We start from the raw sequence: 26,824 nt of genomic DNA on the forward strand, positions 1-26,824 counted from the left end.
ATATCTCCGGCGACGGCCGGTGCCCCTTCCTTAGGGTGAGTGCGCTTTCACAGGTTCCCAGGAGGTATGCATGAGCCAGAGCATGCTCGGCGGCGACCCCGCGGAAATGCAGCAGATGTCGACCCAGTTCACGCAGCAGTCGGAGGCGGTCCGCACCACGATGACCGCGCTCGACCGCGAGGCCGCCAAGGTGGGCACGGCGTGGACGGGGCCGGGAGCGCAGCGCTTCCAGCAGGCGTGGCAGAACTACCGGACGGCGTTCCAGCGGATGACCGAGGAGCTGCAGGAGGCTTCGCGGGTCATCGGGACCTACCGGCAGAACATCGAGTCCGCCACGAAATGATCACCGAGAGGGGCCCTGGCGAGGGAGCTGGGGCTTCTTTCCGTTGTGGGCGGGTCTCCGTGGTGAGCACGGCCTTTCCGTACGGGGAGGAGGGGCGCGGGGCCGTTCTGGCCGATGACAGCCTCGGGGCGCATTGACGGTGGCTGTCAGAGAGGCCGACCGAAACCTCTGATGCGTATGTGACGTATTTGGTTAAATGTCTCTGTTCATGACGCCCATCCGGAGAGGACTGTCATGGCGGAGAAGGACTCCTCCACGCCCGAGCGCATAGGCGGCCGCACGATCGTCGGCCACCTGGGCGAGGGGCCGCGAGGCCCGGTCCATCTGGCACGTGAGTCCGAGGGCGCTCCCCAGGTCGTGATCAAGACGATGGCCGCCGATCCCGGGTTCGTGGACCGGCTGAAGGCCGTCACCCGGGTGTCCGGCCCTCATGTCGCCCGCACGCTGGACGCCGGCGTCGAGGGCGGCGTCGCGTACGTGGTCAGGGAGCACGTCGAAGGCCGTTCACTGACCGCCGCCGTCGCGGCCGACGGCCCGCTGACCGGCGACGCGCTGGAGCGGGTGGCCATCGGCACGCTGACCGCGCTGACCGCCGTCCACGCGGCCGGGTTCGCGCACCGGGGGCTGACCCCGTCGAACGTGATCCTCACCGGCGACGGGCTCCGCGTCACCGACCCCGAACTCGGCGATCCGGCCGGCGAACTCGGCTACCGGGCGCCCGAGCAGTTCGGCGGGCAGCAGTACGGGCCGTACGCCGACGTCTTCGCCTGGGCCGCGACCGTGGTCTTCGCCGCCACGGGGACCGCGCCGTTCCGGGCCGACGCGGCCGCCGTGCTGAACGAGGAACCGCGGGTCGGCGCGTTGCCTGAGCCGCTGCGTCAGGTGGTGCTCGCCGCGCTCGCCAAGGATCCGGCGGGGCGGCCCACGGCGTACACGGCGCTGGAGCGCCTCCGCGCCGCCGCCGGCGCCCCCACCCCCGGCCCGGCCGAGACCCCCGCCGCCCCCGGAGCTCCCGGAGCAGCAGGTGGCACGATGGCCGGAGGCGCCGCAGGTGGTGCGGTGGCCGGAGGCGCCGCACAGCCGGCGGCCGCGGTGGTGCCGACCCTGCTGCCGATCCAGCTGAACATCGCGGGCCTCCAGGCACCCCAGATGCCCCCTCCCCAGACCGCCCACCCCGCACCGCCACCCCAGGCCGGGCCGCCATCCCAGGCCGGGCCGCCATCCCAGGCCGGGCCGCCATCCCAGGCCGGGCCGCCATCCCAGGCCGGGCCGGCACCTCAGGCCGGGCCGCCGACCCAGGCCGGGACGCCGCCCCAGGCGGTGCCCACGTCACCCGAGACCGGGCCGCTGCCCCAGTCCGTCCCGATGCCACCCCCGCCCGCTCCGCCCGGCCCGATGGGCCCGCCCCAGATGGGCCCGCCTCCGATGGGCGCGGGTCCGGCGGGCCCTGGCCCGATGAACCCGATGGGGCAGGAGTCGGGTCCGATGGTTCCGGGGCCGGTCGGTTCCGGGCCGGTGGGGCAGTCGGCGATGGGGCCTGGGGAGGCTGGCTGGGCTGGGCCTGGGCCGGTCGGCGGGTCTGGGCCGGTGTCGGGTGGGGCCGGGGAGCCGGTGCCCACGTTGATGTATCAGACCTGGGGACCCCCGCCAGGGCCCGGGCGGCCGGAGCCGGCCAACGGGTGGACGCCTCCGAGCGCGCCCAGGCAGGACGACGGCCGGCAGCAGAAGCCGTTCCCCATCGGGCTGGTGGCGGGCGTGACCGCCGTCGTGCTCATGGCCGGCCTCGGGTTGTGGGGCGCGAGCCAGTACTCGGGCAAGGTGACGTTCGCGCCGATCGCCGCCACCGGCGGCGGGACGGCCACGGGTGAGTCGTCGGCGGAGGCGGTCCCGAACGCCGTGACGACCGTGCCCACGCAGCCCCAGGGCGAGGTGACCGCGCCCTGGGCGACCACGCCCGGCCAGGGGGACGACGAGGTCGGCCCGATGGTGCTGCCGACCGAGGGCCCCACGGGCACGGCGAGCGTCCCGGTGCTGACGACGGTGCCGACCCCGGCCCCGCTCCCGACCAGTTCGGTGGCGGTCCCCACGGGCAGGCCCACGGTGACGAAGACGGCCAGGCCGCCGGCGACGCCCACCAGGAGGCCGGTCAAGAAGACCCCCACCAGGCAGGCCAAGCCGACGGCCACGGTGACGAAGACGGCGCGCCCGACGGCCAAGCCGACCGCCACGCCCACGCCGACCAGGACCACCCAGGCGCCCAAGCCGACCCCGACGAAGACCACCAAGCCGCCGGAGCCGAAGCCGACCAAGACGACCGCGGCCCCGGTGAAGAACCCCTACACCGCGGCCCAGGTCTGCGGCGGCGGTTTCTCGGTCCAGCGGTCCAGCTCGTTCTCGGGCGGCACGACGTACCAGTTGTGGAACAACAGCACGTCGCAGAACTGCGTGGTCACCATCAAGTCGGGCGCGAACGTCGGCAAGGAGACCCCGGTCAGCGCGACGCTGGAGGTGCAGGGCGGCGGCAGCAAGACCGACTCCGGGTCCTTCAAGTGGTACGCGGGCCCGGTGAAGCTGTCGGCGGCGGGGAAGTGCGTGCGGTATTCGGGCAGCGCCGGTTCCGGCAGCACGAGCGCGGGATGGGCTAATTGCGGGTGATTCCCGATGACCCCGGCAGGGGCCGCCCGGGGCGCAGGACGCCTCGGGCGGGGCGCGTGATCGTCCGCGCCCTCCTGGCGACCGTGCTCGCCCTGCACGCCCTAGCGGCCCCGGCCGCGGCGGCGGCGCCCGAGGAGTGCAATCCGAAGAAGGGCACGCTGAAGCTGCCGGCCACCGAGCCGTGGGCGCAGAAGCGGCTGGACATCAAGAACGCCTGGCGGCTGACCAGGGGCGCGGGCGTGCGGATCGCGGTCGTCGACAGCGGTGTCGACTATCGGCATCCGCAGCTGCCGATCGCCAAGATCATCGACGAGACGCACACCGGGCACACCGACTGCGTGGGCCACGGCACGGCCGTCTCGGGCATCATCGGCGCCCGCTACGTGGCCGGCGTCTCCTTCCACGGGGTCGCGCCGGAGTCCACGATCGTGGTGGTCAAGCAGAGCAACAAGAGCGAAGGCGACATCAACAAGCTCATCAGCGCCATCGACGACGCGGTCTCGGCCAAGCCCAAGGTGATCAACATCTCCGTGAAGGCCGCCGACCATCCCCGGCTCAAGGCCGCCGTCCAGCGGGCGCTGGCGGCGGACGTCGTCGTGGTCGCCGCCGCGGGCAACGTCGACGGCCCGGAGGACGAGGACGTGCCCGCCTATCCGGCGGCGTACGAGGGCGTGCTCGCCGTGGGCGCGGCCACCCCGGACGGCCGCCGGGCCGACTCCTCCAACGCCGCCACCCCGGTCGGCGTGCTCGGCCCCGGCACCGACATCACCGCGCCCTGGCCGGGCGGGACCTTCATGCGCGGCCTGGAGGGCACGAGCTTCGCGGCGCCGTACGTGGCGGGCACCGCCGCCCTGGTGCGGGCCCGCTTCCCCCAGCTCGACCAGGAGCAGGTACGGCGGCGCATCATCGCCACCGCCGACGGCGCGGCCGGGGCGGGCACCGGAGCGGGCATGGTCAACCCGCTGCTCGCGCTGACCGCAGTGCTGCCGTACGAGCGGGGCGGCATGCCCGTGGTGGCCGAGCCGCCGGCGAGCGCGCTGCCGGCCGACGCCGTGGCCAAGGTTCCGCCGCGGGACGAGAACGCCGTCGGCATCGCCATGGCCGTGGGCGCCGGCGTGATGCTGGCGATCATGCTCACCGCCGCGTTCGCGCTGCTCATTCCGCAGGCGCGGCGCAGAAGGTGGCGTCCCGGCCGCATGGCTTAAAAGTTGCAATTGGGTGAAATGTCAATCTGCACGTCAAATCCCCTGATGCGGAAGTGACGGATGCGATTGAATGTCGCGTTGAAGATCGTGGATTGACTGGAGGGACGGAAATGCACCCCTTGCGGCCGGGCGATCCCGAGAAGCTGGGCGCGTACGACCTCTTAGGACGCCTGGCCGACGGCCCGCGTGGCGTGGCCTTCCTCGGCAAGGAGTCCGACGGCGAGGAGGCCGGCGACGCGCCGCTCCGGGTGATCAAACTGCTGCCGCCCGCCCCGAGCCTCGGCGGCGGCGACGACATCGCCCGGCTCTCGGGAACGCAGCGCGTGTCGAGCTCGTACGTCGCCAGAGTTCTGGACGCGGGCAGGCACGGCGAGCAGCTCTACGTGGTACGCGAGCACATCCAGGGCCACAGCCTCGCCGAGGTCGTGACCCACGACGGCCCGCTCGACGCCGACGCCCTCGAACGCGTGTCCGTGGGCGTGCTGACCGCCCTCACGGCGGTGCACCTGGCCGGCATCACGCACCGCGGGCTGACCCCGCACAACGTCATCATGGGCCCCGACGGGCCCCGCGTGACCGACATCGACCTCGGTGAGCCGGTCGGCGAGGTGAGCTACCGCGCCCCCGAGCAGATCAACGGCCTGGGTTACGGCCCGTACGCCGACGTGTTCTCCTGGGCCGCCATCATGGTGTTCGCCGCGACTGGGAAGCCGCCGTTCGGCCCCGACGAGGAGTCGGTGCTGACCGGCGAGCCCGACGTGGGCGAGGTCGGCGTCCTGGCCGAGCCGCTGCGCCAGGTGGCGCTGTCGGCCCTGGGCAAGGACGTGGGCTCGCGCCCCACCACGTACGTGGCGCTCCTGCGCGTGCTCGGCGACAAGCGCGGCGTCACCGGCGGCCCCAAGGCCCCGCCGCTGCAGCCCGGCATCGCCGCCGCTCCCGGGACCCCGGTCGGCGCGGCTTCCGGTCCGCAGGGCCCCTTCAACGCTCCCAACGCCTTCAACGCGCCCGGCGCTCCCGGCCAGCCCGGCACGCCGGCGCCCGGCGCCTTCGGCGTTCCAGGAGCGCCCGGCGTTCCAGGGGCGTTCAACGGCCCCGGTGCTCCCGGCGCCGCGGACGCGCCGATCGAGGGTGTGCCCGTGCCGAGCCTGCCCCCGATGACCGGGCAGCCCATGCCGGGCCAGCCGCCGATGGGCGGGCCGTCGGGGCCGCCGCAGCAGCCGTGGGGGCCGCCGTCGCTGCCGCAGGGCCAGCTGGACGGCCCGGGCCCGATGGCCGGCGTGCCGATCGCGCCCGCGGGCCCCGGCGCTGAGCCGCCGCCCGAGCAGCAGCGCCCGACGGCGGTCCTCGGCCAGACGGTGCCCTCCCGCCCGCCGCGCAGGTTCCCGCTGGGCCTGGCCGCCGCGGTCGGCGCGCTCGCGCTGCTGTCCGGAGTGGGACTGTGGGGCGCGGGCCAGTACGCCTCGACGCACCGCTTCGAGGTCGTGGCGGCGGCGAACCCGTCGCCCGTGGGCACCGTGGAGGCCGGCGGCAAGGGCGGCGAGGCCCCGTCGTCGGACCAGGGTGAGGGCCAGGGCCCGGGTCAGCCGCAGGGACAGACGCAGACCCAGCCCGACCCCGGGCAGACCCAGGCCGAGGTGACCGTGCCGTGGGGCGTGACGCAGAGCGCCGACCCCGGCAACGACGTCGGCCCGATGGTGCTGCCGAACGACTGGACCTCCCAGTCGCCCGCGACGCCCGAGCTCAGCACGGTGCCGACGCCGCTGCCCATCACCACCCGGCCCGTCGCGCCGCCCAGGGTGACCGTGCAGCCGCCCGTGGCCCAGCCCACGGTGACCGTGACGGCGAGCACCCCGTCCACGCCGACGCCCTCGAACGAGATCCCGCCCCAGACGACTGAAACTCCGACGCCCACCCCGTCCGAGTCCGGGACTCCGGTGCCGACCGTCACCGTGACGATCACGCCCACCCCGACGGTGACCGAGACCGCGACCCCGGTCCCGACCTCCACCGCCACCGCGGCGCCGACCCTCACGTGGCTTCCCACGACGGCTCCCACGAGCAAGCCGACGGCGACGCGGACCGCCCCGCGCCCCTCGCTCACCGCCAAGCCGGCTCGCAACCCGCACTCGCCGGCCTCGGTCTGCGGGTCGGGGTTCGTGGTGAAGGGCGCGAAGGAGTTCCAGGGCGGCCAGGTCGTCCTGCTCGTCCACCAGGCGAGCGGTGAGGGCTGCGTGGTCACGATGAAGCGCGAGGACGTCGGCCAGAAGGCCAACATGAGCGCCGCGATCTCGGTGCAGAACGGCGGCAACAAGAGGGACAACGGTTCGTACGAGTACTACGCGGGGCCGGTCAAGCTGCCCGCAAAGGGTAAGTGCGTCCGGTACTCCGGCAGCGTCGGCAACGCCGGCACCGCCGGCTCGGCCTGCCTCTGACCCCTTCGGAGCACTCCGGCACGTGAAAACCCCCTCCGGGCAGGTCCCGGAGGGGGTTTCGCGTCAGAGGGCTCCGACCGGTGTCACAGAGCGCGAGCCGTCCCCGACCGCGCTCAGGGACGGAGACCGTTCTCAGGGACGCGGAGCATTCATCAGCTCGTCCCTGGCGTCCGTGGCGGCCCGCTCGGCCATGACGACGGCCGCGGTGATCTCGTCGGCCAGGCGGCGCGCGTCCAGGCGCTTACGGCTCAGCGGGTGGATCTCCAGCGCGACCAGGGTGCCGAGCGCGTCGGTCCTGGCCACGATGCGGCCCTCGTCGGCCCGCCCGACGAACTGCCGCGCGCTCCACTCGGCCGCCCGCTCCTCGGCCCGCCTGGCGGAAGCCACGACGGCGTCCAGCCGTTCCATCAGCTCCCGCATCTCGCGCGACCCGGGCGTCTCCGACGTTCCGGGCGTTCCGGCAGCCTCGCGATTCCCCGGCGGCCCGGGCATTTCAGGCATGAAGGGCATGGCTCATCCTTCCCGCAGCACACGTTCGATGTGGGGCGCGAGCGGATCGCCGCCCGGCAGGAATGGGTCCCGTCCGGACAGCCCCTCGGTCAGCTCCGTCAGCCGCTCGCCCATCGCCCCCTTGGCCGCGCCGATGGCCTGCTTGACGGCCTCGGCCAGCTCGACGTGGTCGAGGTCGCGCAGCCGGCGCGCGTCGATGCTCAGGCCGAGCAGCCCGCCGGTTCCCGAGACGCGGGCGCGGACGACCTCGCGGGCGTCGGCGCCCTCCATGCGTTCGCGGGCCAGCTCGTCCAGCGCGCCGCCGAGCGCGGCGGTCCAGGCGGTGACCTCGCGGACGAGGCCGGCCAGATCGCCCTCCCTGCCCTGGAGGAACGCGTCGATCTCGGTCACGACTGCTCCTCCATCGGCACCCAGCGGTCCTGGTGCTGGATCTGCGGCGAGATGTTGAGCTCGCGCGGGCCCTGCTCGGGCTTGCCGGAGTTGTAGAAGGCGCCCAGCAGGTCGTTGAGCCGCAGCTCCAGCTTGTTCAGCTCGCCTTCGTTGGTGACGTAGATGTCGGCGAACTGCTTGAGCAGGTTGCCGAGCGCGCCGGCCCAGATGCCGAGGTAGCTCAGCAGGGCCGCCCGGCCGACGGGGTGCGCGCTCATGCCGGCCAACGCCTTGAAGACGGGCGCTGATCCGGCGTACAGGCCGAGCACGGACAGGTCGTACTCGGCGACCTCCTTGAACTGCGTCTGCATCGCGCCGCTCATGTCGTCGCTGACCTTGCCGAGCTGGCTGAACAGGCCGTTGACGTTGAACCTGACGTACTGCTGGAGGATCTCCGCCGCGTCGCCCTTCCAGTTGGGGGCGATGTCGTCGAAGTAACCGCGCCACAGGTTCGACCGGTCGCCCTCCAGCGAGCCGCTCATCTCCTTCCAGGTGTCGCGCCTGCTGGAGAAGAGGAACGGGTTGCCCACGTTGAGCGTGGCGGCCACGTCCAGGGCGAGCGCGGCCACGCCGAGGCCGGACAGCAGCATCGCCTGGCGGGTGGGCTGGCGGGCGACGTTCAGCTGACTGATCAGGCGGCGGTGGAAGCCCGGGTCGGGACGGGCGCCGGCCGGCGTCACCTGGACGGTCCGCGCGACGTTGCCGCTGCGGTCGGCGATGTGGAGCTGCTGCGTGCCCGCGGGAGGAGTGTTCTGGCCCGGTACGACGAGCTGCGGCGGCTGGTTGGAGGGGGTCGACATCAGGAGCCTCCACCCGGCCGCTCGGCGTTGCGGTAGTTGTTGGCCGCCATGGCGATCTTGCCGCTGTCGGCCTGGAGGAGGTTGTGCAGGATTCCCGCGCTGTCCTTCCAGGAGTCGGAGATGCGGTTGAAGCGGTTGACGAACATCAGCCCGACCAGGGGAACACCGGCCAGGGGAGCCAGGTCCACGCCTTCGAAGCGAGGCGTGTACTCCTTGACCTGGTTCACGCCCTGGGCGGCGCCGCTGATGGAGCCGGCGAACTTGTCGATGGACCCGGCGACGGCCTCGTAACCGCCCTTCGCACCGTCACCCTTCTGACCGGATGCCGGCTTGGACGAGGTGGGCTGAGAGGGGGCGGGGGAGGCACTGGGCCGCAGCGACGGCGGCAGGCACGCCGGTGGCGGGCACGTCGGCGTGTGCGGGCACGGGCTGACGACGGTCACGGCCGGCGTGGGCACGGGCGCCTGCGACGGCCCGGGTGACTGCGACGGCCCGGGTGACTGCGTGGAGGTGCTGGGGGACGGGGTCGACACGTGATCAACGTAGCACCGGAGATAACCCGAAAAATGGCTATAAGTCCAGGTTAGAGCCCCATTCAGCTACGTTTCACGTACGTGTCACGCGCTGTTCTCCTGGGTCAGTACGGCTTGTATCCGCCGCCGCTCGCCATCGACCTGATGCCCGGATGGCCGTCCAGGTTCCCGTACCGGCTGTAGGTGTAGAGCACGCCGGCGATGATGTTGTCCACCGGCTCGCGGATCTTGTCGTACCCGGGCAGATGGTGCCGGTCGAACGTCGGCGGGATGGTCTGCATCAGGCCCTGGGAGGGCACGCCGTTCCGGGCGTTGATGTCCGTGAGGTTGATGGCGTTGGGCCGGCCGCCCGACTCGTGGAAGATGATCGTCCAGATGCGCTCGATGTCCTTGGGGTCGTTCGGGTCGAGGTCGCTCACGTTCAGGCCGCGCTTCTTCATGATGGCGGCCATCTCGGGTGAGCGGATGACGGTGAGCGCCTGCTTGATCCACTCGACGACCTGGGGCTTGGGCGCGGGGGCGTTGCCGTACGACGAGGGCGCGCCGGCGCCGCCGCCCGCCGCGCCTCCGCCGCCACCGTCGAGGCCGCCACCGGGGCCGCCGGGGTTGCTCGACGAGGCGAGCGTGGTCTTCGGGTCGTAACTCCCGATCTTGCGCCAGTCGACCTTCTTCTCACCCGGCTCGAAGTCCGCGCCACCGGCCGCGCGGATGCCCTTGAAGAAGCCGAACCCGTCGCCGAGCTGCCCGTCGAGGGCGTTCTTGGCCGTGGTGAGCGCCTTCTGGGCCCTGGTCACCTGGTTGCCGGCCTCGGTGACGGGGTCGGCGTCGAACTGGCCGCGCACGTGCGCGTCGATCTGCTCCTGCGTGGCGTCGGAGTGCTTGCCCTTGAAGGCGCTCTCGGCCGTCTGCGCGGCCTGGTGCATCCCGTTGATGGTGTTGTACGCGCTTTCGAGGGTGGACGCGGCCGTGTCGAGCGCCTTGGCACAGGAGTCGAGGGCGCCGTCCAGCTGGCTGCCCGCCTTGGGGTAGGCCGCCATGTAGCCGGCGAAGGCCCGCGCCGAGTCGCCCTGCCAGGCCTTGCCCACCTCGGTGACGTACTTGGGCAGCCGGTTGATCGAGGTGGAGGCGTGGTCGCCGGCCGCCCGCAGACTGGCCGCGATGGCGCGGATGGCCGCCGGGTCGCCGTGGACCTTCTCCCTGAGTTCGGCGAGTTGCGAGGCGACGCTCATGCGCCGGAGGCTCCCGCGGCGCCGCGGAAGTTCGCGGCCACCTGGCCGAGCGCCTCCTCGACGCCCTGCATCCGGTTGCGCCCCCAGCCGTACTCGTCCTTGACCGAACCCCAGACGTCGTCGATCTTCTTGGCCAGGGCGCTCGCGCCTTCGAGCTTGCCGAAGATCTCGGCGCTGGTGGCGCCCTTCGGCGCCTTGCTCTTGCCGTCCGTGAACGCGTCCTCGAAGTCGAGCATGTTCCTGACCTTGTACGCCTCCTGGCGGCACTCCTCGATCGCCTGGACGTGCACGTCGACAAAGCTCATGGAACTCCCTGACCGGCCGAGAAAACGGGTGCGACGGAGCATAGTGGACGGCTCACACCGACTCCAGGTACGCGGTCTGGATCAGCCGGGCGCCGAAGCGGCGGTCGGCGTAGAAGCCGCGGCCGACCGGCAGCGGCTGCGGCCGCACGTTGCCGAAGAGCTGGCCCTCTTCCCGGTTGCCCGACATGATCAGCGCCGGGCTGGCCATCTCCTTCATCCGCTGCACGGCCTGGTCGTACATGGCGCGGCTGGCGCCGCCGCTCTGCCGGGCCAGGATGAGGTGCAGGCCGATGTCGCGGGCCTGCGGCACCAGGTCGGCCAGCGGCGCCAGCGGGTTGTTGGAGGTCGCCACCAGGTCGTAGTCGTCCACGACGATGTAGAGGTCGGCGCCCTGCCACCAGCTGCGCGCCCGCAACTGCTCCGGCGTCAGGTCGGCCGGCGGCAGGCGCTTCAGCAGCGCCGAGCGGGCGTCCTGGATCAGCTCGGTGGCCGCGGTGCTGGAGGCCGCGTAGCCGATGCGGTGGTCGGTCACCGCCGTGTCGAGCAGCGAGCGCCGGTAGTCGATCACGATCATCATGGCCTCGCGGGCCGTGTTCCTGGCGACCACGCCCTCCATGATCAGCTTGATCACGTTCGACTTGCCGCACTCGGTGTCGCCGAACACGATGAAGTGCGGGTCGGTGTCGAAGTCGAGCGCCACCGGCGACAGCGTGTCCTCGTCGATGCCGATCGCGATCCTGCCCCGGCCCGTCTGCTCCGGCCCCGGCAGCGCGGAGACGGGCAGCAGCGCCGGCAGCAGCCGCACGGGCGGGGCCGCGGGGCCCTGCCACGACTGCTTGACGTGCTCCACCAGGGAGCGGGTCGCGTCCGCCACGTCGTCGGCGCCCGTCTTGCCGTCCACGCGCGGCAGCGCGGCGAGGAAGTGGAAGCCGTCCCTGGTCAGGCCGCGCCCCGGCACGCCCTCCGGCACGGCCAGCTGCGCCTTCCTGTTGACCTCGGACTCGTAGGAGTCGCCCAGCTTGAACTCGATCCTGGTGCCGAACAGGTCCCTGATCCCGGACCGGAACTCCGACCACTTGTTGGTCGAGGCCACCACGTGGATGCCGTAACCGAGGCCGCGCGCCGCCAGGTCGGTGATCACCGTCTCCAGGCTCTCGAACTCCTGCCTGATCGTCAGCCATCCGTCCACGACCAGGAACACGTCACCCCAGCCGTCGCTCTGGAAGGTGCCGTCGGCGGCCATGCGCCGGTAGGTGGCGATCGAGTCGATGCCGTGCGCCGCGAAGCTCTGCTCCCGCTGCCGCAGCAGCGCGCTCACCTCGGCCACGGTCCTGCGCACCCGGTCGGTGTCGAGCCGGGTGGCCACGCCGCCCACGTGCGGCAGCCCGTCCAGCGCCGCCAGGCCGCCGCCGCCGAAGTCGAGGCAGTAGAACTGCACCTCACGCGGCGTGTGGGTGAGCGCCATGCTGGTGACGATCGTGCGCAGCGCGTTGCTCTTGCCGCTCTGCGGCCCGCCCGCCACGCCGATGTGGCCCGCCGCTCCGGACAGATCCAGCCAGTACGGATCCCGCCGCTGCTCGAACGGCTTGTCGATGATCCCGATGACGGCGTGCAGCCGCCCGCGACCGTCCCAGCCCGGCGTGGACAGGCCCAGCTCGGGAGTGGCCGACAGCGGCGGCAGCAGGTGCGCCAGCGTGGGCGGATCGCCGAGCGGGGGCAGCCAGATGCGGTGCGCGGAGGGGCCGTGGCCGGCCAGCCGGCGGACCACGATGTCGAGCAGGCTGTCCTGCGAGCCGCGCTCGTCCACCTCGGCGGCGCGGCTCTCCTTGGGCTGCTGCTTGGCCACGGGGACGGGGATGTAGGTGGAGCCGTACTCGACGACCTGGCGCATGATGGTGCCGCCGTCGTCGATGCTGGGCCGGCGGGACTCGGACTGGTAGGCGCCCGACACGTACGCGGCCTTGAACCGCGTCATGCCGGTGGTCTCGAACTTGAGGTAGCCGTTGCCCGGCGCGGACGGCAGCTCGTACGCGTCCGCCACCCCCAGCACCACCCGGCTCTCCATGGCCGAGAACGTGCGCAGGCCGATCCGGTAGGACAGGTGGGTGTCCAGGCCGCGCAGCCGCCCCTCCTCCAGGCGCTGGGAGGCCAGCAGCAGGTGGACGCCGAGCGAGCGGCCGAGCCGGCCGATCATCACGAACAGGTCGATGAACTCCGGCTTGGCCGACAGCAGCTCGCTGAACTCGTCCAGCACCACGAAGAGCGTCGGCATCGGCGCCAGCTCGGCCCCCTGCTCCCTGGCCCGCTCGTAGTCGCGCAGCGAGGCGTAGTTGCCCGCGGCGCGCAGCTGCTCCTGCCGGCGCACCATCTCGCCGTGCAGGGCGTCGTACATGCGGTCGACCAGCGGGAGCTCGTCCTCCAGGTTGGTGATGACGGCCGAGACGTGGGAGAGCGAGTCGAGGCCGAGGAAGGTCGCGCCACCCTTGAAGTCGACCAGGACGAAGTTGAGGATCTCCGACGAGTGCGTCAGGGCCAGGCCGAGCACGAGCGTGCGCAGCAGCTCGCTCTTGCCGGAGCCGGTGGCTCCGATCACCAGCCCGTGCGGACCCATGCCGCCCTGCGCGGACTCCTTGATGTCGAGCTCCACGAGACGCCCGTCGGCGCCGATCCCGATCGGCACCCGCAGCCGGTTGCGTCCGGCGCGGGGCCGCCAGACGACCGCGGGGTCCAGGTGGGCGGGGTCGCCGACGCCGAGCAGGTCGGTCAGCGTGGTGTTGACCGCCAGCACGTCCTCGGCATCGCCGCCGGTGGCGGCGGAGGCGCGCAGCGGGGCGAGCTGCCTGGCCATGCCCTCCGCGCGCATGTAGTCGAGCCCGTCGGGGTCGCCGAAGCGGGTCTTGTGCTCCTTGCCCGTGTGATCGATCTTCACCATGTGGAAGCCGTCCGGCCAGACGTCCAGCCGCAGCGTGCTGTTCTCCTCCACGTCGGGGGTCGAGCCGGACAGGTCGATCACGGTCACGCCCTGGATGGCGTCCGCGCCGAGCTGGGAGTCCTGCGACACGTAGCCGCCGTCCACGATCAGCACGTGGTACGGCAGCGAGTCGGCGGCGGCCCCCGGGCGGAAGCGGGCGCGTTCCTTGAGCTCGTCGCCGACCAGCCGGTCCAGCTCGCTCAGGTTGTCGGTCATCAGCCGCACCTGGCCGGCCGCGTCGGTCTCCTCGGGGTGCAGCGCGTGCGGGAGCCACTTGATCCACTCCCAGTGCGGCATCCACTCGGCGTTGGCGCACACCATGATCCGCATGTCGTCCGGCGAGTGGAACGCGGTCAGCTGGGCGACCATGGCCCGCACCAGGTCCCGCATCGCCGTCGGGTCGCCGGACAGCCTGATCCGCGCGAACGAGCCGAGCGCCACCGCCACGGGCAGCTTGGCCACCGTCGAGTGCGCCCTGATGAACCGGCGCAGCGCTCCCGCCGACAGCGCGTCCAGGTCCTCCACGGGCTTGGAGTCCGGCGGGATGATCTGGACGGCCAGCTTCTGCACGCCGGTGCCGAGCCGTACGGTGGCGAAGTCCTCGTCGCGGGGGCGGCGCTCCCACAGCCGCGGGCTCATCGCCACCCACCACAGCCCGTCCGGCTCGGGGTTGCTCCACTCCAGTGCCTCGCGCTGCTGCTTGGCCGCGCGCCTGGCCCGCTTGCGCACCTGGTCCAGGTAGCGGAAGTAGTCGCGGCGAGCGCCGTTGAGCTTGTACTTGCGCTCGCCGGACTGGCGGCCGACCTGGCCCAGCGTCATGCCGACCATGGACAGCGCGAACAGGCCGCTGGACACGTACATGATCGGGTTGGAGTTGCCGAACGAGGTGAACATCAGGGCCATCGCGGCCGCGCCCGCCAGCATCGGCAGGTACGTCAGCACGAGGACGAAGCCCTGCCCCTGGATCTCGGGGATCTCGGGAGGGGATTCGAGCAGGATCTCGCCCCGCGGCGGCTTGGGGCCGGGGCGGCGCTCGGGGCGGCGGACGACGACGATGCTCATCGAGACGTTCTTACCAGAAGAGACCAGATATGTTCTGTGTTGTCCGTGAGCGTTGCTGTGGACGGAGAGTTAAGAGTTGGGTCACATCGTTCAGGGACCTCCGCCCGGTCGGCCCCCGATGCCGGGACCTCCCCACGGTCCGCCTCCCGTGCAGGGACCACCGCAGATCTACAACGGGCGGATGGGTCCGCCGCCGCCGCAGGGGCCCTTCCAGCAGGGCGCCCTGCCGCAGGTCCCCATGCCGCTGCCGACGCAGTGCCATGTGACCGTGGTCGGTCCGCGGCGCAAGGCCGACCTGGCGCTGCCCGCCGACATCCCCCTCCCGAACGTGCTGCCCAGCCTGCTGCGCGCCCTGGGCGAGGTGGGCGGCGACGCCGCGTCGGCTCCCGGATGGACGCTGCAGCGGCTCGGCGGGGCCCCGATGGACCTGGGGCAGAGCCTCAGCACGCTGGGCGTGCTGGACGGCGAGATCCTCTACCTCAGGCCGCGTGAGGCCGTCCTGCCGCCCGCCCTGTACGACGACGTGGCCGACGTGGTCGCCACCGGCGTGCGCGGCGGACGCGGCGTGTGGTCGCCCAAGCACACCAGGATCGTCGGCGCGAGCGGCGCCATGGGCCTGCTGATGCTGGGCTCGATCGGGCTGGCGGTGTCGGGCATGCCCGGCTTGACCGTCACGATCGTGGCCGGGCTGCTGGCGCTGCTGCTCATCGTCACCGGCACGCTGCTGTCGCGCGCGGTGGGCGACTCGATGGCCGGGGCGCTGATCGGGCACGCGGCGCTGCCGTACGGGTTCGTGGCGGGCCTGTTCGCGCCCGGCGCGGCGGCCGGGTTCGGGGCGCCGCACCTGCTGGCCGCACTGGCCTGCACGGCGCTGGTGGCGGCCGTCAGCGGGGCGCTGATCTCCGACGGCGTGCCCGGCTTCCTCGGCACGGCCGGCGTCGCCACGGTCGGCGGCATCTGCGCCGCGGTGGTCATGATCTGGGCGGTGCCCCCCGCCGGGGTCGCGGCGCTGGCCATGGCGCTGCTGCTGGCCTTCAGCCCGCTGGTGCCGACGCTGTCGTTCAAGCTGGCCAAGGTGCCGCTGCCGGCGATGCCGACCACGGCCGAGGAGCTGCGCGGCGACAACCAGCGGCTCGACGCTCCCGTGATCCAGGAGCGCACCAGGGTCGCGCAGGGCTACGCCACGGGCATGATCGCCACCCTCGCGCTCTCGGCCCTGGCCACGCAGGCGCTGCTGGTGCTCGACGACGACTGGGTGTCGGACGTCATGACGGTGTCGCTGTCGCTCACGCTGATCATGCGGGCCCGGGTCTTCCGCGGTCTTGGGCAGCGGCTCTGGCTCCTCGGCACGGGCCTGGCCGGGTTCGCCATGCTGGCGCTGTCGCTGGGGGGCGAGGGCGGGATCGTGGGGTCGCTGGCCGTGGCGATCGGGGTGCTGTGGCTGTCGCTGATGACCGTGGGCGTCGGTGTCTGGCTGGCGACGGGCAAGCCCTCGCCGTTCTGGGGCCGCGCCGGCGACATCCTGGACGTGGCGCTGATCGTCCAGCTCTTCCCGCTCGCCCTGGGAGTGCTGGAGCTGTACACCTGGGTGCGCGGACTGTCGGGATAGGGGAGTGACATGCAGGAGTTCGGAGATTTCGGCAACATCGACGTCGACAAGCTGCTCAGGGAGATGGACCGCGAGGTCGGCCGCCTGGACGACTTCCAGCGCGACATCGGCAAGTGCGTCGGCCGGGCCGAGGACGAGAACGGCTTCGTCACCGTCGAGTACGGCACCGACGGCGTACGGGAGCTGGAGCTGCACCCGAAGGCGATGCGGCTGTCCTCGGGCGAGCTGGCCGAGCTGATCAAGGACGTGCTCCGCGAGGCGACCCAGGACTTCCAGGACCGGATGTACACCCTGGCGAACGACGCCTTCGGCGAGGCGGACAACCCGCTGAAGCAGATGAAGGACCCCGACGCCGCGCTGGCCAGGATCAAGCAGGCCGAGGCGGTCTACGACCGCGCGTTCGAGGACGTGATGAAGGACTTCGACAAGATCCGCCGCCGGATGGATCTCTAACGCGGCCCGGCAACCGTTCTGGCGGCCGCGAAGTCAGAGCACATTGAGCCGCTGACCTGGTGATTTGTCCGGAAGTCACCATGTCGCGATGGATCCGTAATCTGAGTTTGCTGGGAAAAATGGGGTCAATGGTGACTACGATGCCATTTGATGTTGTTCGCGGGGGGTAGTCGGTTTCCTTGCGGGACCGCCCGCCCTAGCAGACGAAGCCATCTCGACTTGGAGGTCCAGTGGCACTGTACGGGGCAAGCCCGACTCAGCTGACGAACGCGGCAGGCTACTGCGAGGAGACCGCGCAGTACATCGAGGGCATGCGGCAGCGGGTGCAGGCGATCAAGACCCAGCTGACGACGCAGGGGTGGAAGGGCGGGGCTTCCCAGAAGTTCAGCGGCGCGCTCGACCAGTGGGACCTGGAGTTCAAGGCCGTCATCAAGAGCCTTGAGGACATCTACGACCGCCTGAACATCGGCGCCGGGGTCTACAAGAACGCCGCCGACGAGAACATGGACCTGGCCGGCCGGGCCACCGGCGCCGGCGCCGGTCGCGTCGACTCCCTCATCAACCGCTGACCTGGACGGAGCACAACGCCATGGGTATGCCCGCAGAGGACTACACGTTCGTCCGGTTCGGCTCGATGGACGAGGCCTACGAGGACCTCAAGAAAGTCATCACCGAGCTCGACCGGGTCACCGACCAGCTGTACGCCGACATCAAGAAGGAGCTCGGGCCGAGCTGGCAGGGTGACGCCCAGCAGTACTTCGACAAGAAGCGCGAAGAGTGGAACACCCACGAGAAGGCCATGGGTGAGCAGCTCTTCCAGGCGGCCTCCTCGGTCAACATCGCCAACGGCAATTACCAGGCCGCTGAGCGCCGCAACATCAGCATCTGGTCTGACTGACCCAACACCTTCACCCTCTCGGCCATCGCCGCCGCGCGATGGCCGAGAGCACTGTTGCCGGGGAAAGACATGAGCGAAAACGCGCCGGAGATGAACGTCGACCCCAACCTGTTCGACGCGCGGGAGAACTCGCCGTCGAGCATGCGGGTGATCGCGCAGGAGCTGAAGAGCACCTACGACGCCCTGAACGGGAAGAGTGAGCGCCCGAACGGCAACGTCCACCAGATCCACAGAGGCGGCGAGGTGTCCACCTCCCAGTTCGGCCAGTGGAACGACGCCACCCGTCTGGCCGCCGTCCTCGGCTCGGACAACGCGGGCAGGAAGTTCGTCGAGGTGTACGAGAAGTTCATCAAGGCGTTCGAACAGGTGGCGGACGCGGTCGATGCCAGCGCGCAGAACCACGACGCGGCACGCCGGACGAACGAGGGTGAGGCCTGATGGGTGATCACGGGTCGGTCTGGCTGGCCCAGGGCGGCGCCGCTCCGTCGGGGGAGTACCCCACGCAGGACAAGAGCCAGATCAAGCAGTGGCTCGACGGCGCCGACCCGTTCCTCCTCGACAGCGAGGGGCAGACGTACCTCAACGCCAGCAGCAAGGTCCAGCAGGCGTACACGGCTCTGGAGACGCACGCCCCGAAGATCGCCGCGATCTGGAAGGGCCCCGACGCCAACAAGGCCAAGGAAGCGCTGGAGCTGCTGCACGCCACCGGCAAGGAGCTGTCGGACGCGCTGCAGAAGATGGGCTCGCAGCTGTCCACGTACGCCCAGCACCTCACGCTCGCGCAGGCCAAGGTCAACGAGGAGCAGAAGGTCCCGGCGGGCACGGAGGACGCGGACACCGTCAAGAAGATCATGGAGGACATCCATGCTCGACGGACGATGCACGAGCTCAACGAGAAGATCGTCGAGGTCTACAACGCGGCTCCGAAGTACCTCAACTACAACCTGCCGACGGTCAGCATCCCCGGCGGCCCGCCGACCACGACGAACCCGAATTATCCGAGCGGCTCGCCGTACACGACCACCGGCTCCGGCTACGACGGATCGGGCGGCGGCAACTACGGCGGCTCGGGCGGATCCGGCGGATCAGGCGGCTCCGGATCCGGCGGCTCCGGATCGGGCGGCGGCTCCAACCCGGGCGGCTCCGACCCCGGTGGGACGAACCCGGGCGGCACCAACCCCGGCGGGACGAACCCCGGTGGCTCCGACCCCGGCGGGTCCGACCCGGGCAACTCCGACCCCGGCGGCCCCGGCGGGCCCGGCCAGGGCACGCCGGCGGACCCCGGCCAGACGCAGCCCCCCACCACCACGAACCCCGGCGACGGCACGGTGCCCGCGGTCATCGGTGACCGGGACACCACCACGACCACCGGCGGCCCCACCTCCACCGACCCGCGCCAGACGGACATGGCGAGCTACCGGCCCCCGGTGGTCCCGACCACTCCGACCCTGCCGACGACCATGACGCCGCCGCCCACCACGCTGACCCCGACGCCCGGCTACGGCATGCCGGCGCCCGTGGGCGGCACTCCGGGCATCCCGTCGGTCATCGGCTCTCCCGGGGTCGGCGGCGCCCACCCCGCCCTGGCCGGGCCGGGCTCCGTCCGCGCCGGCGGCGTCGGGCCGGGCGGCATGCCGATGATGCCGTTCATGGGCGGCGCCGGAGGCGGCGGGGAGTACAGCGACCTGGAGCGGAACACGTACATGCCGGAGGACTCCAGCAACTGGACCTCCGGCCATGAGACGACGGATCCGGTGATCGGATGACGAACAACGGCGCCAGCCCCTACGGCGACCTCGGCAACTTCGGGATGCCCGGCATGGGGCAGGGCGTCTCGTTCCAGAAGGGCGAGCTCGACCGGGCCGGCGGGAAGATCGACGGCCACGTCGAGTACTTCAGCAGCCTGAGCGAGAAGGCCGACGCCCTGCGCGTGCCCTCACCGCACTTCAGCGTGCTCGGCATGGGCGTGCAGAGCGCCCACGAGAAGGCGATCCAGAACCAGCGCGACGTGCTGAAGCGGGCCCACGACTCGCTGGCCTCCTGGAAGTCGGCGCTCAAGGCGGCCGACGAGAACTACAAGGCCGCGGACGACGGGAGCGGCAACCAGTACCCGCCCGGCGGGCCCGGCGGCAAGTTCCCCGGGGGCATCAACCCGGCCGGGCTGAAACCGGGTGGCCTCAACCCGGGCGACCTGCCCAACGGGGGCGGGCTCGACCTGCCCAAGCCACCGGGCGGCGACCTTCCCGGCGGTGACATCCCCGGCCCTCCCGGCGGCGATCTTCCCGGCGGGAACCTGCCGGGCGGCGACCTGCCGGGGTCCGACCTGCCCGGTGGGAACACCCCGGGCGGGCCGGGCTCGAACCTGCCCGGCACCGACATCCCCCAGCCCGAGGTGCCGAAGACCGACCCGGCGGACATGAAGGTCCCCGACATCGGCGCGGCGCTCAACGACCCGTCGAAGACCGACCTGTCGCAGTTCCAGCCGCAGAACCCGTCGCTCACCGGCAACCTGCCGCCGGGCACGGACCCCTCGGCGCTGGGCAACCGCACGGCCGTGCCGAACACGTACGGCGGGCCGGGCGGCGGCGTCAGCGCCGGAACCGGCGGAGGGCTCGGCGCGAACGGCTTGCCGGGCGGCGGCGCTGCGGGACTGCGCGGCGCCGGCCCCGCGGGCGGCGCGCCGATGATGCCCATGATGCCGATGACCGGCGGCGCGGGCGGCCAGGAGGGCCGCGACCGCGAGAAGACCATCGGCCTGTCGGAGGACGAGGGTCTCTGGATGGGCGATGAGGACATCGCGCCGCAGGTGATCGGCCAGGAGGAAGTGTGAGCGCCGGCAAGGAGATGTTCGACGCGGCGACGACGATGTCGGCCGGCGCCGCCCTCATGATCCTGCGGCCCTGGGCGTTCTACGTCGCGGCCACCATCGCCACCCTGCGCAGCCATCCCGAGGGCATGCGCGACTCGGCCACCAACTGGCGCTCCGCCGACAAGAACGGCGTGACCACCGAGCTCGACAACCTCGTGGGCGAGCTGAACAAGCTCAAGAAGGAGCTGAAGGACCAGGGCAAGTGGGAAGGGGGCGCCTTCGAGACGTTCGAGGAGGTCCACGGCAACTTCCTCAAGTCGGTCGAGCAGCTCAAGAACGCCCGCAACGACGCCGGTGACGCCGTCGACTCGAACGCGAACTTCCACTCGCAGGTCGCGGTGGTCGCTCTCGCCATCGCCATCGCCATGGCGGCCTGGGGCCTGTTCGTCTTCGCCGCACGATGGCTGCCCGCCTACAACGCGGTCGTGCTCGGCATCGACGCCGCGCTGGGCAAGGCCATGCTCCAGGGCGCCAAGAAGATCCTGACGAACAACATCAAGGCGGCCCTGATCCTCACCGGCGTCATCTTCGGCGTCATCACCCTCAGCGAGATGACGGCCAAGTCGTTCCCCACGGTCAAGGCCATGCCGAACGACATGTCGGCGATGACCGGCAAGGGGAAGACCCCGGACGACATGCGCCAGCCGTTCACCAACGACGGGCTGGAATACGACAAGGAGACCGGGCAGCTCATGCCCAAGACCAACCTGGAGATCTGACTCGTCCCCGCAGGCCCCGGCCCCCGCCGGCGCGCTATCGCGCGCCGGCTTCGCGGCTCGGCGTCACTGCGACTGCTGCTGCTGGAGCGGCATGGTGTCCGGCACCGGCGTCCCGGCCGCCGCCGGGTCCAGCGAGGGACCGTCGGGGATCAGCCGCAGCAGGTGGGCGGGCACCGGCGCCACGTCCGTGGCCTCGTAGCCCAGCTTGCCGAGGACGTCGGCGGAGGCCAGCCGGAACCTCCGGCCCTGATCCGTGATCAGCGAGTACTGGTGCACCGCCGACAGCTGCCCGTCGCCCGGCAGGGTCCCGGCCAGCACGGCGGTGCCCGGCGGCAGCAGGACCTGGTCGACCTTGTCGGGTCCGGCGCTGGCCGGCGGCGTCGGGATGCGGATCTTGCTGCCGGTGGACAGGACCGCGCTGGTCGAGCCCTTGAGGGTGTTGCCGTAGACGGCGCAGAGCGGGGCCGTCACGCCGGGCGCGCGGAAGCGCGGCATCGTCTTGGGCAGGCCCGGGTTCTGCAGGGTGCGCGCCGACGCCTTGGTCGCGTTGGCGCTCGCGGCGTCGATGGCCGTCTCGCGGACCGGGCTCTTGCCGTACGCGGTCTTGCTGGCCGGGTCCTGGAGCAGCAGCATCGCCTGCGTGTGGCTGATCGGGGCCAGGCCGTCGGGCAGCAGCACGTACCAGCGGTCGGGCGCGCCCGCCATGGAGGCCACCTTGTAGACGTGCCCGGCCCTGGCCGCCGCGCCGCCGGGTCCGCGGGTCTTCTTGCCGCGCTGCGGGATCACCGGAGGGGCGAAGTCGGTGCCGGCGGGGATGGCGTTGACCCAGGAGGCGGGCACGCGGCGCGGCGTCTGGTCGGTGAGGCGGTCCACGTTCCGCACGCGCATGCGCTGGTTGGCCCAGAGCACCCAGTTCTGCTGCCCGTCGCTGACGACCAGGGCCTCGCCGCCCACGGGTGTCCCGCCGACGTCGATCCCGGCCACGAGCGTGACGTACGCCTTGCGCACGTTGGCGGCGTCGGCTCCCTCGACCACGCACGCCGACCACGGCGCCTTGACCAGCCGGGCCGGCTTGGGCAGCGAGTCGGGCGCGCCCATGATGCCGACCTTGTGCCCCCGGGTGTAGCCGGCCAGCGACTCGGCCGACACCGTCCTGACCTTGATGTCCTGGCTGTCGAGCAGCAGCCGGGCGGAGACGTAGTTCGCGACCGGCTGCAGCGTGCCGCTCTTCTGGTTGTAGACGTAGGAGGCGCCGGTCTCCTCCTCCAGCAGCAACTGGCCGGGGTCCGTCAGCTTGGTGGCGTTGCCGGGCTTGAGCAGGCCCCAGATCCCGAACGCGGCCATGATCAGCACCGCGATGATGATCCCCGCGAAGGTGGCGACGTTGTGCCGCCGCATCGGGGACTCGGGCAGATCCGGCTCACCCTGCAGCAGGGCGAGTCCCAGGCGCTGCGTCATGAAGCGATGCGCCTGATAAAGATCTTTTTGGTTCTGCATATTTGCATATGTTACGCATGTTGACTATGGGTCTTCTGTACGGCAAAGAAACGATCCACTAAGCTCCTTGATCGAGTGCCAAGGGGGAGTCTCATGGGAACGGAACCACCTAAGGACTGGCCGGGGCTCGTCGCCGACCGGGACGGTGTCACGTACGACGCGAAGAAGATCGAGAACATCGCCGGAGCGCTGCGCGAGGCCCTGAAGCCCATCGACATGATGGGCGTCGGCACCCGGCCGGGCTCCCTCCAGGACCTCAGCATGGTGAGCTACACGCTGACGGCGCTGCGTGAGCAGCTGCAGACCGTCAAGGGCTGGGCCGGCGGCGAGTTCGGCTCCCAGCTGGAGAACAGCCACACCGAGATACAGAAGATGTATCAAGAGGTGCTGACCAGCCTCAACACCGCGATAGCCCTCGTGGAGGCGGGAGCAGGCACCTACAAGGTGACGAACGCCGCCAACCAGGGCGGGAGCTGATCGGCGTGGGCAAGACCAAGCACCAGGTGCACATGCTGAAGAGCATGTGCCTCGACTGGAGCGTCAAGACGGACGCCTACAACGTCGAGCAGGTCGTGACCCTCATCAGGGGCCTCGACCCCACCAAGGGCATCCCCAAGGCGGCGACCGCCTACGAGAACGCGCACAAGGCTCTCGGCACCGCCAGGGAGGCCGTCAAGGACCAGGCCGTCGAGCTGGCCAAGGTCTGGGAGGGCAAGTCCTCGGTCGAGGCGCAGACCGCGCTCGGCATCCTGTACGTCACCATGGGCAAGCTGGCCGAGGCGATGTCCCCCCTCAAGAACTCCCTGGACGGTCTCGGCAAGGTGGTGCAGGCGCACCAGGCCTTCATCGAGGACGGCCACAAGGGCATCCTGGACACCTGGCACAACCAGGGCATCGGCACCTGGAACGACAGCATCCCCGACGTGTGGAGCACCTACAAGGGCTACTACCGCAACCCCAGCGGCGGCGTCGGTGACGACAACGTCGAGAACGAGGCCGACCACAGCTGGGGGTCGCAGAACGACCTGGCGGGCGAACACCTGCAGACGCTCAGCACGGACCTCCAGGCGGTCTTCGACGTGATGCCGAACTCGGTGGAGTCGACGCTTCCCGACATCAAGCCCCCGGACCCGTGGAACGGCCAGCCGCCGCCGGTGAAGTACCCCAACGGCACGCCCACGCCGCTCAACACCGCCTCCAACCTGCCTCCGTACGGGCCCCCGTACGGACCGGGCCAGAACGTGCCCGGCCCCGGCGACTTCCCCGGCGGTCCCGGCGGCACGCCGAACCCGCCCGGCACCGGTGACCCGTCGCTGCCCGGCGGTCCCGGCGGCGGTCCCGGCGCCGACGACCCGTCGCGTCCCGGCCTGCCCGGCACCCCCGGCGTCCCCGGCGCGCCGGGCGGGAACGTGCCGCCGGGCCAGACGCCCACCACCACCGACCCGAACGGCGCCGTGAACCCCCCGGGCACCGTGCCGAACCCCAAGACCAACCTCCAGGACTTCCAGCCCACCGCCCACACGAACCAGCCCTTCGGCACGAACCCGCCCTACGGCCAGAACGTCCCCACCACGACCACCCCCGGCTACAACAGCCCCGGCACGCCGTCGTACGGGCCGGGCACGACCGGCGGCACCTTCGGCGGGGTGGGCGGCGTCGGCGGCGCTATGGGCCCTGGCGCGGCGGGAGCCGCCCGCGGGGCCTCGGGCTCGGGCGCCGGCATGCCGTTCATGCCGATGGGCGGAATGGGCGCCGGCGCGGGCGGGGGCGGCGAGTCCCAGGACCGCGAGTCCAGCACCTGGCTGCACGAGGACGACGACGTCTGGGGCGGCGACGCCGACTCGGTGGTCAACGGCCGCATCGGCTGACCCGCGCCGCGACGGGCGCCGTTCACGGGAGGAGACGCCCCTCGGCACGGCGCCCACGGCAGGGACAGCGCCGTTCATGGGAGCAACTGCCCTCAGTACAGCGCCGTTCACGGGAGCAACAGCCCCCAGTACAGCGCCCAGGGCACGAAGAGCGCGCCGCCCGCGACGACCAGTCCCAGCCGGACCCGCTCGCCGCGGGTCGCGGCGCGCCGCCACCGTGCGGCGGTGAGCGCGGTCGCCACCACGGTCGCGACCGCGACCGCCTGCAGCGCCAGCCAGACGACGGGCCGGCCGGCCAGCAGGGGCCCCGGCTCGGACAGCTTGCCGCCGGTCATGATCACGTAGAACAGGTACGAGAACCCGCCGATCACCGCCGTCAGCCCGCCCGCGCTGACCAGCCGCGCCGCCTTGACCGGAGGCACGCCGCGCCGCCCCCTGATCCGCCGGACCAGCGCCACCAGGGGATAGCCGCAGAAGGCCATCAGGAAGATCACCAGCGCCGCGAGCTGCGCGCCCGCCGACTCCCACCACGCGGTGGGCGGCACCGCCACGGTCCGGCTCGCCTGCTCGGGCGCGGGCCCGGACACCTGCGCCTCGGGCGTGCGTCCTGAGACGGCCTGCGCCACCCAGGTCCCGACCAGCTCGGGATAGCCGGGCGCGAGCTCGGGCAGCCGGGTGACGCCGCCGTCGGGGGTCAGGTGCGCGGCGTGATCGGCGCCGGGGAAGAACCGGAACGTGTACCGGCGGTTCCCGCCCGCCTCAAGGGCCTTGGCGAAGATGGGCGGAGTCTCCTCAGGGGGCGTGAGCAGGTCGTGCACGCCCCAGATGGCCAGCACGGGCTGGCGCACCCGCCCGATGACCGGCGCCGGGTCGAAGTAGGGCTGGGGGAACATCCCGCCGTCCGCGATCACCCGGTACAGGTTGTGCTCGGCCCGGTCCACCAGCGACCCGCTCACGCCCGCCTTGCGCAGCCCGGCCGCCACGGCCCAGGTCTGCTGCCGCAGCGGGTTGAGGCCGTTGGCGCCGACGAGGATGACGAACGCGACGTCACGGGAACGGGCGGCGGCGATCGGGACCACCCATCCGCCCTCGCTGAGCCCCCACAGGCCGACCTTGCCCGGATCCACGCCGGGCTGACGCCGCAGCATCTCCATCGCGCCCAGCGCGTCGTCGGCGAGCTGCTGGTACGAACGCTCGAACAGCGAATAACCCTCAGAACGCTTGTCGTAGACGAGCACGGACATGCCCTGCCGCGCGAAGGCCACCGCCTCACCGAGCAGCTTCTCCCGTGGGGTTCCGGTCCCGGCGCCGTGCACCAGCACCACCCCCGGCCGTCCCTTCTCGGCGCCGGCCCGGCTGATCACGCTCCCGTGCAGCTTCAGGCCCCCGCCGCCGCGAAAGCTCACCTCGGTCGAGGTCAGATCCGCCGGTACGGCCGGCGGTTCGGCGACGGCGGCCCGGGTCGCGCCGGGCCAGGAGGCCGAGGTCTCGGCGGCGGCCCGGGTCGCGCCTGGCCAGGCGGCCGAGGTCTCGGCGGCGGCGCGGGTCGCGCCTGGCCAGGCGGCCGAGGTCTCGGCGGCGGCGCGGGTCGCGCCTGGCCAGGCGGCCGAGGTCTCGGCGGCGGCGCGGGTCGCGCCTGGCCAGGCGGCCGAGGTCTCGGCGGCGGCGCGGGTCGCGCCTGGCCAGGCGGCCGAGGTCTCGGCGGCGGCGCGGGTCGCGCCTGGCCAGGCGGACGCGGCGAAGACGGTCGATGCGGTTAACACGGCGCTCAGGGCCGCGACGGTTCTTCTCATACCGCCGAGACTAGTCTGCAGAGAGTTGTCGGCAAAGGAAAGTCTGCAGATATCGTTCGTGAGGACTAGCCTGATCCTCATGAAGGATGAGGAGCCGTACCTGCTCGACGACCCCGACCGGCTCAAGGCGCTGGCCCACCCGATGCGCCGCCGCATGCTGACCCACCTCAACGTGCACGGCCCCGCCACCTCCACCACCCTCGGCGAGCTGCTCGGCGCGAAGACCGGGACCACCAGCTACCACCTGCGCCAGCTGGAGAAGTACGGCTTCATCGAGGAGATCCCCGAGCGCTCCACGGGCCGCGAACGCTGGTGGCGACGGGCCCGGACCCCCAGGGACATGCGCCTGCCCACCCCCGACCAGGTGGCGCCCGAGGACCAGGCCGTGCTGGAGGAGTTCCACCGGGTCGGCTACGAGGAGGACCGCCTCCTGTTCGAGCGCTTCCCCGCCGCCTACCGGGCCGACCCCGCCTGGGCGCGCGGCTCGCGCGGGCTGGCCCGCCTGACGAAGCAGGAGCTCGACGCGTTCTACGAGGAGTACATCGCGCTGCTCATGCGCTACCACCGTCCGGCCGAGGAGACCCCGCCGGACGCCCGCCCCGTCTACGTCCGATTCTTCACCCTGCCCGCGGACGACGACTGAG

At 71.8% G+C, this 26,824-nt stretch carries 24 protein-coding genes; 15 read left to right on the forward strand and 9 right to left on the reverse strand.

The features are described 5' to 3' along the window. The first annotated feature begins 70 nt into the window (after positions 1-70). From B0I32_RS08245 to B0I32_RS57525, 4 genes are all read left to right on the forward strand, one after another. On the forward strand, positions 71-343 hold the full coding sequence (locus tag B0I32_RS08245; RefSeq protein ID WP_165960088.1) for a WXG100 family type VII secretion target: 273 nt from the start codon (positions 71-73) through the stop codon (positions 341-343). A gap of 234 nt (positions 344-577) precedes the next feature. Continuing rightward, the gene (locus B0I32_RS08250; RefSeq protein WP_106236468.1) at positions 578-2,998 is read left to right on the forward strand and encodes a serine/threonine protein kinase; all 2,421 of its coding nucleotides are present in this window, start codon (positions 578-580) and stop codon (positions 2,996-2,998) included. Positions 2,999-3,054: 56 nt separating this feature from the next. Further along, positions 3,055-4,203 carry a S8 family serine peptidase gene (locus B0I32_RS08255; RefSeq protein ID WP_181307166.1) on the forward strand — a complete coding sequence of 383 codons (1,149 nt, stop codon included), beginning with the start codon at positions 3,055-3,057 and terminating at the stop codon, positions 4,201-4,203. 110 nt (positions 4,204-4,313) lie between these two features. Further along, entirely contained in the window at positions 4,314-6,635 is a 2,322-nt protein-coding gene (locus B0I32_RS57525) for a serine/threonine protein kinase (protein WP_106236471.1), read from the forward strand. Between the two features lie 132 nt (positions 6,636-6,767). Here the strand turns inward: B0I32_RS57525 and B0I32_RS08265 are convergent, their stop codons facing one another. The 7 genes from B0I32_RS08265 to eccCa form a co-directional block, all read right to left on the reverse strand. Continuing rightward, a complete protein-coding gene (locus tag B0I32_RS08265; RefSeq protein ID WP_106236472.1) occupies positions 6,768-7,145 on the reverse strand; it encodes a YbaB/EbfC family nucleoid-associated protein in 378 nt (125 codons plus the stop codon). Between the two features lie 3 nt (positions 7,146-7,148). After that, a complete protein-coding gene (locus B0I32_RS08270; RefSeq protein ID WP_106236474.1) occupies positions 7,149-7,535 on the reverse strand; it encodes a YbaB/EbfC family nucleoid-associated protein in 387 nt (128 codons plus the stop codon). Beyond that, the gene (locus B0I32_RS08275; protein ID WP_106236476.1) at positions 7,532-8,374 is read right to left on the reverse strand and encodes a hypothetical protein; all 843 of its coding nucleotides are present in this window, start codon (positions 8,372-8,374) and stop codon (positions 7,532-7,534) included. The genes B0I32_RS08270 and B0I32_RS08275 overlap by 4 nt, the downstream gene beginning before the upstream one ends. Further along, positions 8,374-8,907 (reverse strand): hypothetical protein, encoded by a 534-nt coding sequence (locus tag B0I32_RS08280; protein ID WP_106236478.1) that lies wholly within the window; start codon positions 8,905-8,907, stop codon positions 8,374-8,376. The genes B0I32_RS08275 and B0I32_RS08280 overlap by 1 nt, the downstream gene beginning before the upstream one ends. A gap of 104 nt (positions 8,908-9,011) precedes the next feature. Beyond that, a complete protein-coding gene (locus tag B0I32_RS08285; RefSeq protein ID WP_106236480.1) occupies positions 9,012-10,136 on the reverse strand; it encodes a transglycosylase SLT domain-containing protein in 1,125 nt (374 codons plus the stop codon). Next, on the reverse strand, positions 10,133-10,441 hold the full coding sequence (locus tag B0I32_RS08290; protein ID WP_146178083.1) for a hypothetical protein: 309 nt from the start codon (positions 10,439-10,441) through the stop codon (positions 10,133-10,135). The genes B0I32_RS08285 and B0I32_RS08290 overlap by 4 nt, the downstream gene beginning before the upstream one ends. 52 nt (positions 10,442-10,493) lie before the next feature. After that, entirely contained in the window at positions 10,494-14,474 is a 3,981-nt protein-coding gene (eccCa, locus tag B0I32_RS08295) for a type VII secretion protein EccCa (protein WP_106236483.1), read from the reverse strand. Positions 14,475-14,655: 181 nt separating this feature from the next. Between eccCa and eccD the strand changes: the two genes are divergently transcribed. The 8 genes from eccD (at position 14,656) to B0I32_RS08335 (ending at position 21,022) form a co-directional block, all read left to right on the forward strand. Beyond that, complete coding sequence (gene eccD, locus B0I32_RS08300) at positions 14,656-16,083, forward strand: type VII secretion integral membrane protein EccD (RefSeq protein ID WP_106236484.1); 1,428 nt, start codon at positions 14,656-14,658, stop codon at positions 16,081-16,083. A 9-nt stretch (positions 16,084-16,092) separates the two neighbouring features. After that, entirely contained in the window at positions 16,093-16,536 is a 444-nt protein-coding gene (locus B0I32_RS08305; RefSeq protein WP_106236486.1) for a hypothetical protein, read from the forward strand. 230 nt (positions 16,537-16,766) lie between these two features. Further along, positions 16,767-17,105: a WXG100 family type VII secretion target gene (locus B0I32_RS08310; protein WP_106236487.1), complete on the forward strand. Its 339-nt coding sequence runs from the start codon at positions 16,767-16,769 to the stop codon at positions 17,103-17,105. Positions 17,106-17,125: 20 nt separating this feature from the next. Next, positions 17,126-17,434, forward strand: a complete 309-nt coding sequence (locus B0I32_RS08315) for a WXG100 family type VII secretion target (protein WP_146178084.1) — start codon at positions 17,126-17,128, stop codon at positions 17,432-17,434. Between the two features lie 69 nt (positions 17,435-17,503). Continuing rightward, positions 17,504-17,872: a hypothetical protein gene (locus tag B0I32_RS08320; protein ID WP_146178085.1), complete on the forward strand. Its 369-nt coding sequence runs from the start codon at positions 17,504-17,506 to the stop codon at positions 17,870-17,872. Next, a complete protein-coding gene (locus tag B0I32_RS08325; protein WP_106236492.1) occupies positions 17,872-19,200 on the forward strand; it encodes a WXG100 family type VII secretion target in 1,329 nt (442 codons plus the stop codon). The genes B0I32_RS08320 and B0I32_RS08325 overlap by 1 nt, the downstream gene beginning before the upstream one ends. Further along, a complete protein-coding gene (locus B0I32_RS08330; RefSeq protein WP_106236493.1) occupies positions 19,197-20,264 on the forward strand; it encodes a hypothetical protein in 1,068 nt (355 codons plus the stop codon). Before B0I32_RS08325 ends, B0I32_RS08330 begins: the two co-directional genes overlap by 4 nt. After that, positions 20,261-21,022: a WXG100 family type VII secretion target gene (locus B0I32_RS08335; protein ID WP_106236495.1), complete on the forward strand. Its 762-nt coding sequence runs from the start codon at positions 20,261-20,263 to the stop codon at positions 21,020-21,022. The genes B0I32_RS08330 and B0I32_RS08335 overlap by 4 nt, the downstream gene beginning before the upstream one ends. 63 nt (positions 21,023-21,085) lie before the next feature. On the opposite strand, the gene eccB is transcribed toward B0I32_RS08335, so the two are convergent. After that, on the reverse strand, positions 21,086-22,519 hold the full coding sequence (eccB, locus tag B0I32_RS08340; RefSeq protein WP_106236497.1) for a type VII secretion protein EccB: 1,434 nt from the start codon (positions 22,517-22,519) through the stop codon (positions 21,086-21,088). A 93-nt stretch (positions 22,520-22,612) separates the two neighbouring features. Between eccB and B0I32_RS08345 the strand changes: the two genes are divergently transcribed. After that, positions 22,613-22,996 carry a hypothetical protein gene (locus tag B0I32_RS08345; protein ID WP_106236498.1) on the forward strand — a complete coding sequence of 128 codons (384 nt, stop codon included), beginning with the start codon at positions 22,613-22,615 and terminating at the stop codon, positions 22,994-22,996. 5 nt (positions 22,997-23,001) lie between these two features. Further along, a complete protein-coding gene (locus B0I32_RS56375) occupies positions 23,002-24,387 on the forward strand; it encodes a hypothetical protein (protein ID WP_146178086.1) in 1,386 nt (461 codons plus the stop codon). A 107-nt stretch (positions 24,388-24,494) separates the two neighbouring features. Here B0I32_RS56375 and B0I32_RS08365 read toward each other — a convergent pair whose 3' ends face one another. Next, positions 24,495-26,180, reverse strand: a complete 1,686-nt coding sequence (locus B0I32_RS08365) for a prolyl oligopeptidase family serine peptidase (protein WP_106236504.1) — start codon at positions 26,178-26,180, stop codon at positions 24,495-24,497. 79 nt (positions 26,181-26,259) lie between these two features. Between B0I32_RS08365 and B0I32_RS08370 the strand changes: the two genes are divergently transcribed. Next, positions 26,260-26,823 (forward strand): ArsR/SmtB family transcription factor, encoded by a 564-nt coding sequence (locus B0I32_RS08370; RefSeq protein ID WP_106236505.1) that lies wholly within the window; start codon positions 26,260-26,262, stop codon positions 26,821-26,823. Position 26,824: the final 1 nt, after the last annotated feature.

The organism is Nonomuraea fuscirosea, assembly GCF_003001935.1.
GTDB lineage: Bacteria > Actinomycetota > Actinomycetes > Streptosporangiales > Streptosporangiaceae > Nonomuraea > Nonomuraea fuscirosea.

What these genes read in the sequence shown, in the direction of transcription:
- B0I32_RS08245 (WP_165960088.1), top strand. Translation starts at nt 71, where the DNA reads ATGAGCCAGAGCATGCTCGGCGGCGACCCCGCGGAAATGCAGCAGATG.
- B0I32_RS08250 (WP_106236468.1), top strand. Translation starts at nt 578, where the DNA reads ATGGCGGAGAAGGACTCCTCCACGCCCGAGCGCATAGGCGGCCGCACG.
- B0I32_RS57525 (WP_106236471.1), top strand. Translation starts at nt 4,314, where the DNA reads ATGCACCCCTTGCGGCCGGGCGATCCCGAGAAGCTGGGCGCGTACGAC.
- B0I32_RS08265 (WP_106236472.1), bottom strand. Translation starts at nt 7,145, where the DNA reads ATGCCCTTCATGCCTGAAATGCCCGGGCCGCCGGGGAATCGCGAGGCT.
- B0I32_RS08275 (WP_106236476.1), bottom strand. Translation starts at nt 8,374, where the DNA reads ATGTCGACCCCCTCCAACCAGCCGCCGCAGCTCGTCGTACCGGGCCAG.
- B0I32_RS08285 (WP_106236480.1), bottom strand. Translation starts at nt 10,136, where the DNA reads ATGAGCGTCGCCTCGCAACTCGCCGAACTCAGGGAGAAGGTCCACGGC.
- B0I32_RS08290 (WP_146178083.1), bottom strand. Translation starts at nt 10,441, where the DNA reads ATGAGCTTTGTCGACGTGCACGTCCAGGCGATCGAGGAGTGCCGCCAG.
- eccCa (WP_106236483.1), bottom strand. Translation starts at nt 14,474, where the DNA reads ATGAGCATCGTCGTCGTCCGCCGCCCCGAGCGCCGCCCCGGCCCCAAG.
- eccD (WP_106236484.1), top strand. Translation starts at nt 14,656, where the DNA reads ATGGGTCCGCCGCCGCCGCAGGGGCCCTTCCAGCAGGGCGCCCTGCCG.
- B0I32_RS08305 (WP_106236486.1), top strand. Translation starts at nt 16,093, where the DNA reads ATGCAGGAGTTCGGAGATTTCGGCAACATCGACGTCGACAAGCTGCTC.
- B0I32_RS08315 (WP_146178084.1), top strand. Translation starts at nt 17,126, where the DNA reads ATGGGTATGCCCGCAGAGGACTACACGTTCGTCCGGTTCGGCTCGATG.
- B0I32_RS08320 (WP_146178085.1), top strand. Translation starts at nt 17,504, where the DNA reads ATGAGCGAAAACGCGCCGGAGATGAACGTCGACCCCAACCTGTTCGAC.
- B0I32_RS08325 (WP_106236492.1), top strand. Translation starts at nt 17,872, where the DNA reads ATGGGTGATCACGGGTCGGTCTGGCTGGCCCAGGGCGGCGCCGCTCCG.
- B0I32_RS08330 (WP_106236493.1), top strand. Translation starts at nt 19,197, where the DNA reads ATGACGAACAACGGCGCCAGCCCCTACGGCGACCTCGGCAACTTCGGG.
- eccB (WP_106236497.1), bottom strand. Translation starts at nt 22,519, where the DNA reads ATGCAGAACCAAAAAGATCTTTATCAGGCGCATCGCTTCATGACGCAG.
- B0I32_RS08345 (WP_106236498.1), top strand. Translation starts at nt 22,613, where the DNA reads ATGGGAACGGAACCACCTAAGGACTGGCCGGGGCTCGTCGCCGACCGG.
- B0I32_RS08365 (WP_106236504.1), bottom strand. Translation starts at nt 26,180, where the DNA reads ATGAGAAGAACCGTCGCGGCCCTGAGCGCCGTGTTAACCGCATCGACC.
- B0I32_RS08370 (WP_106236505.1), top strand. Translation starts at nt 26,260, where the DNA reads ATGAAGGATGAGGAGCCGTACCTGCTCGACGACCCCGACCGGCTCAAG.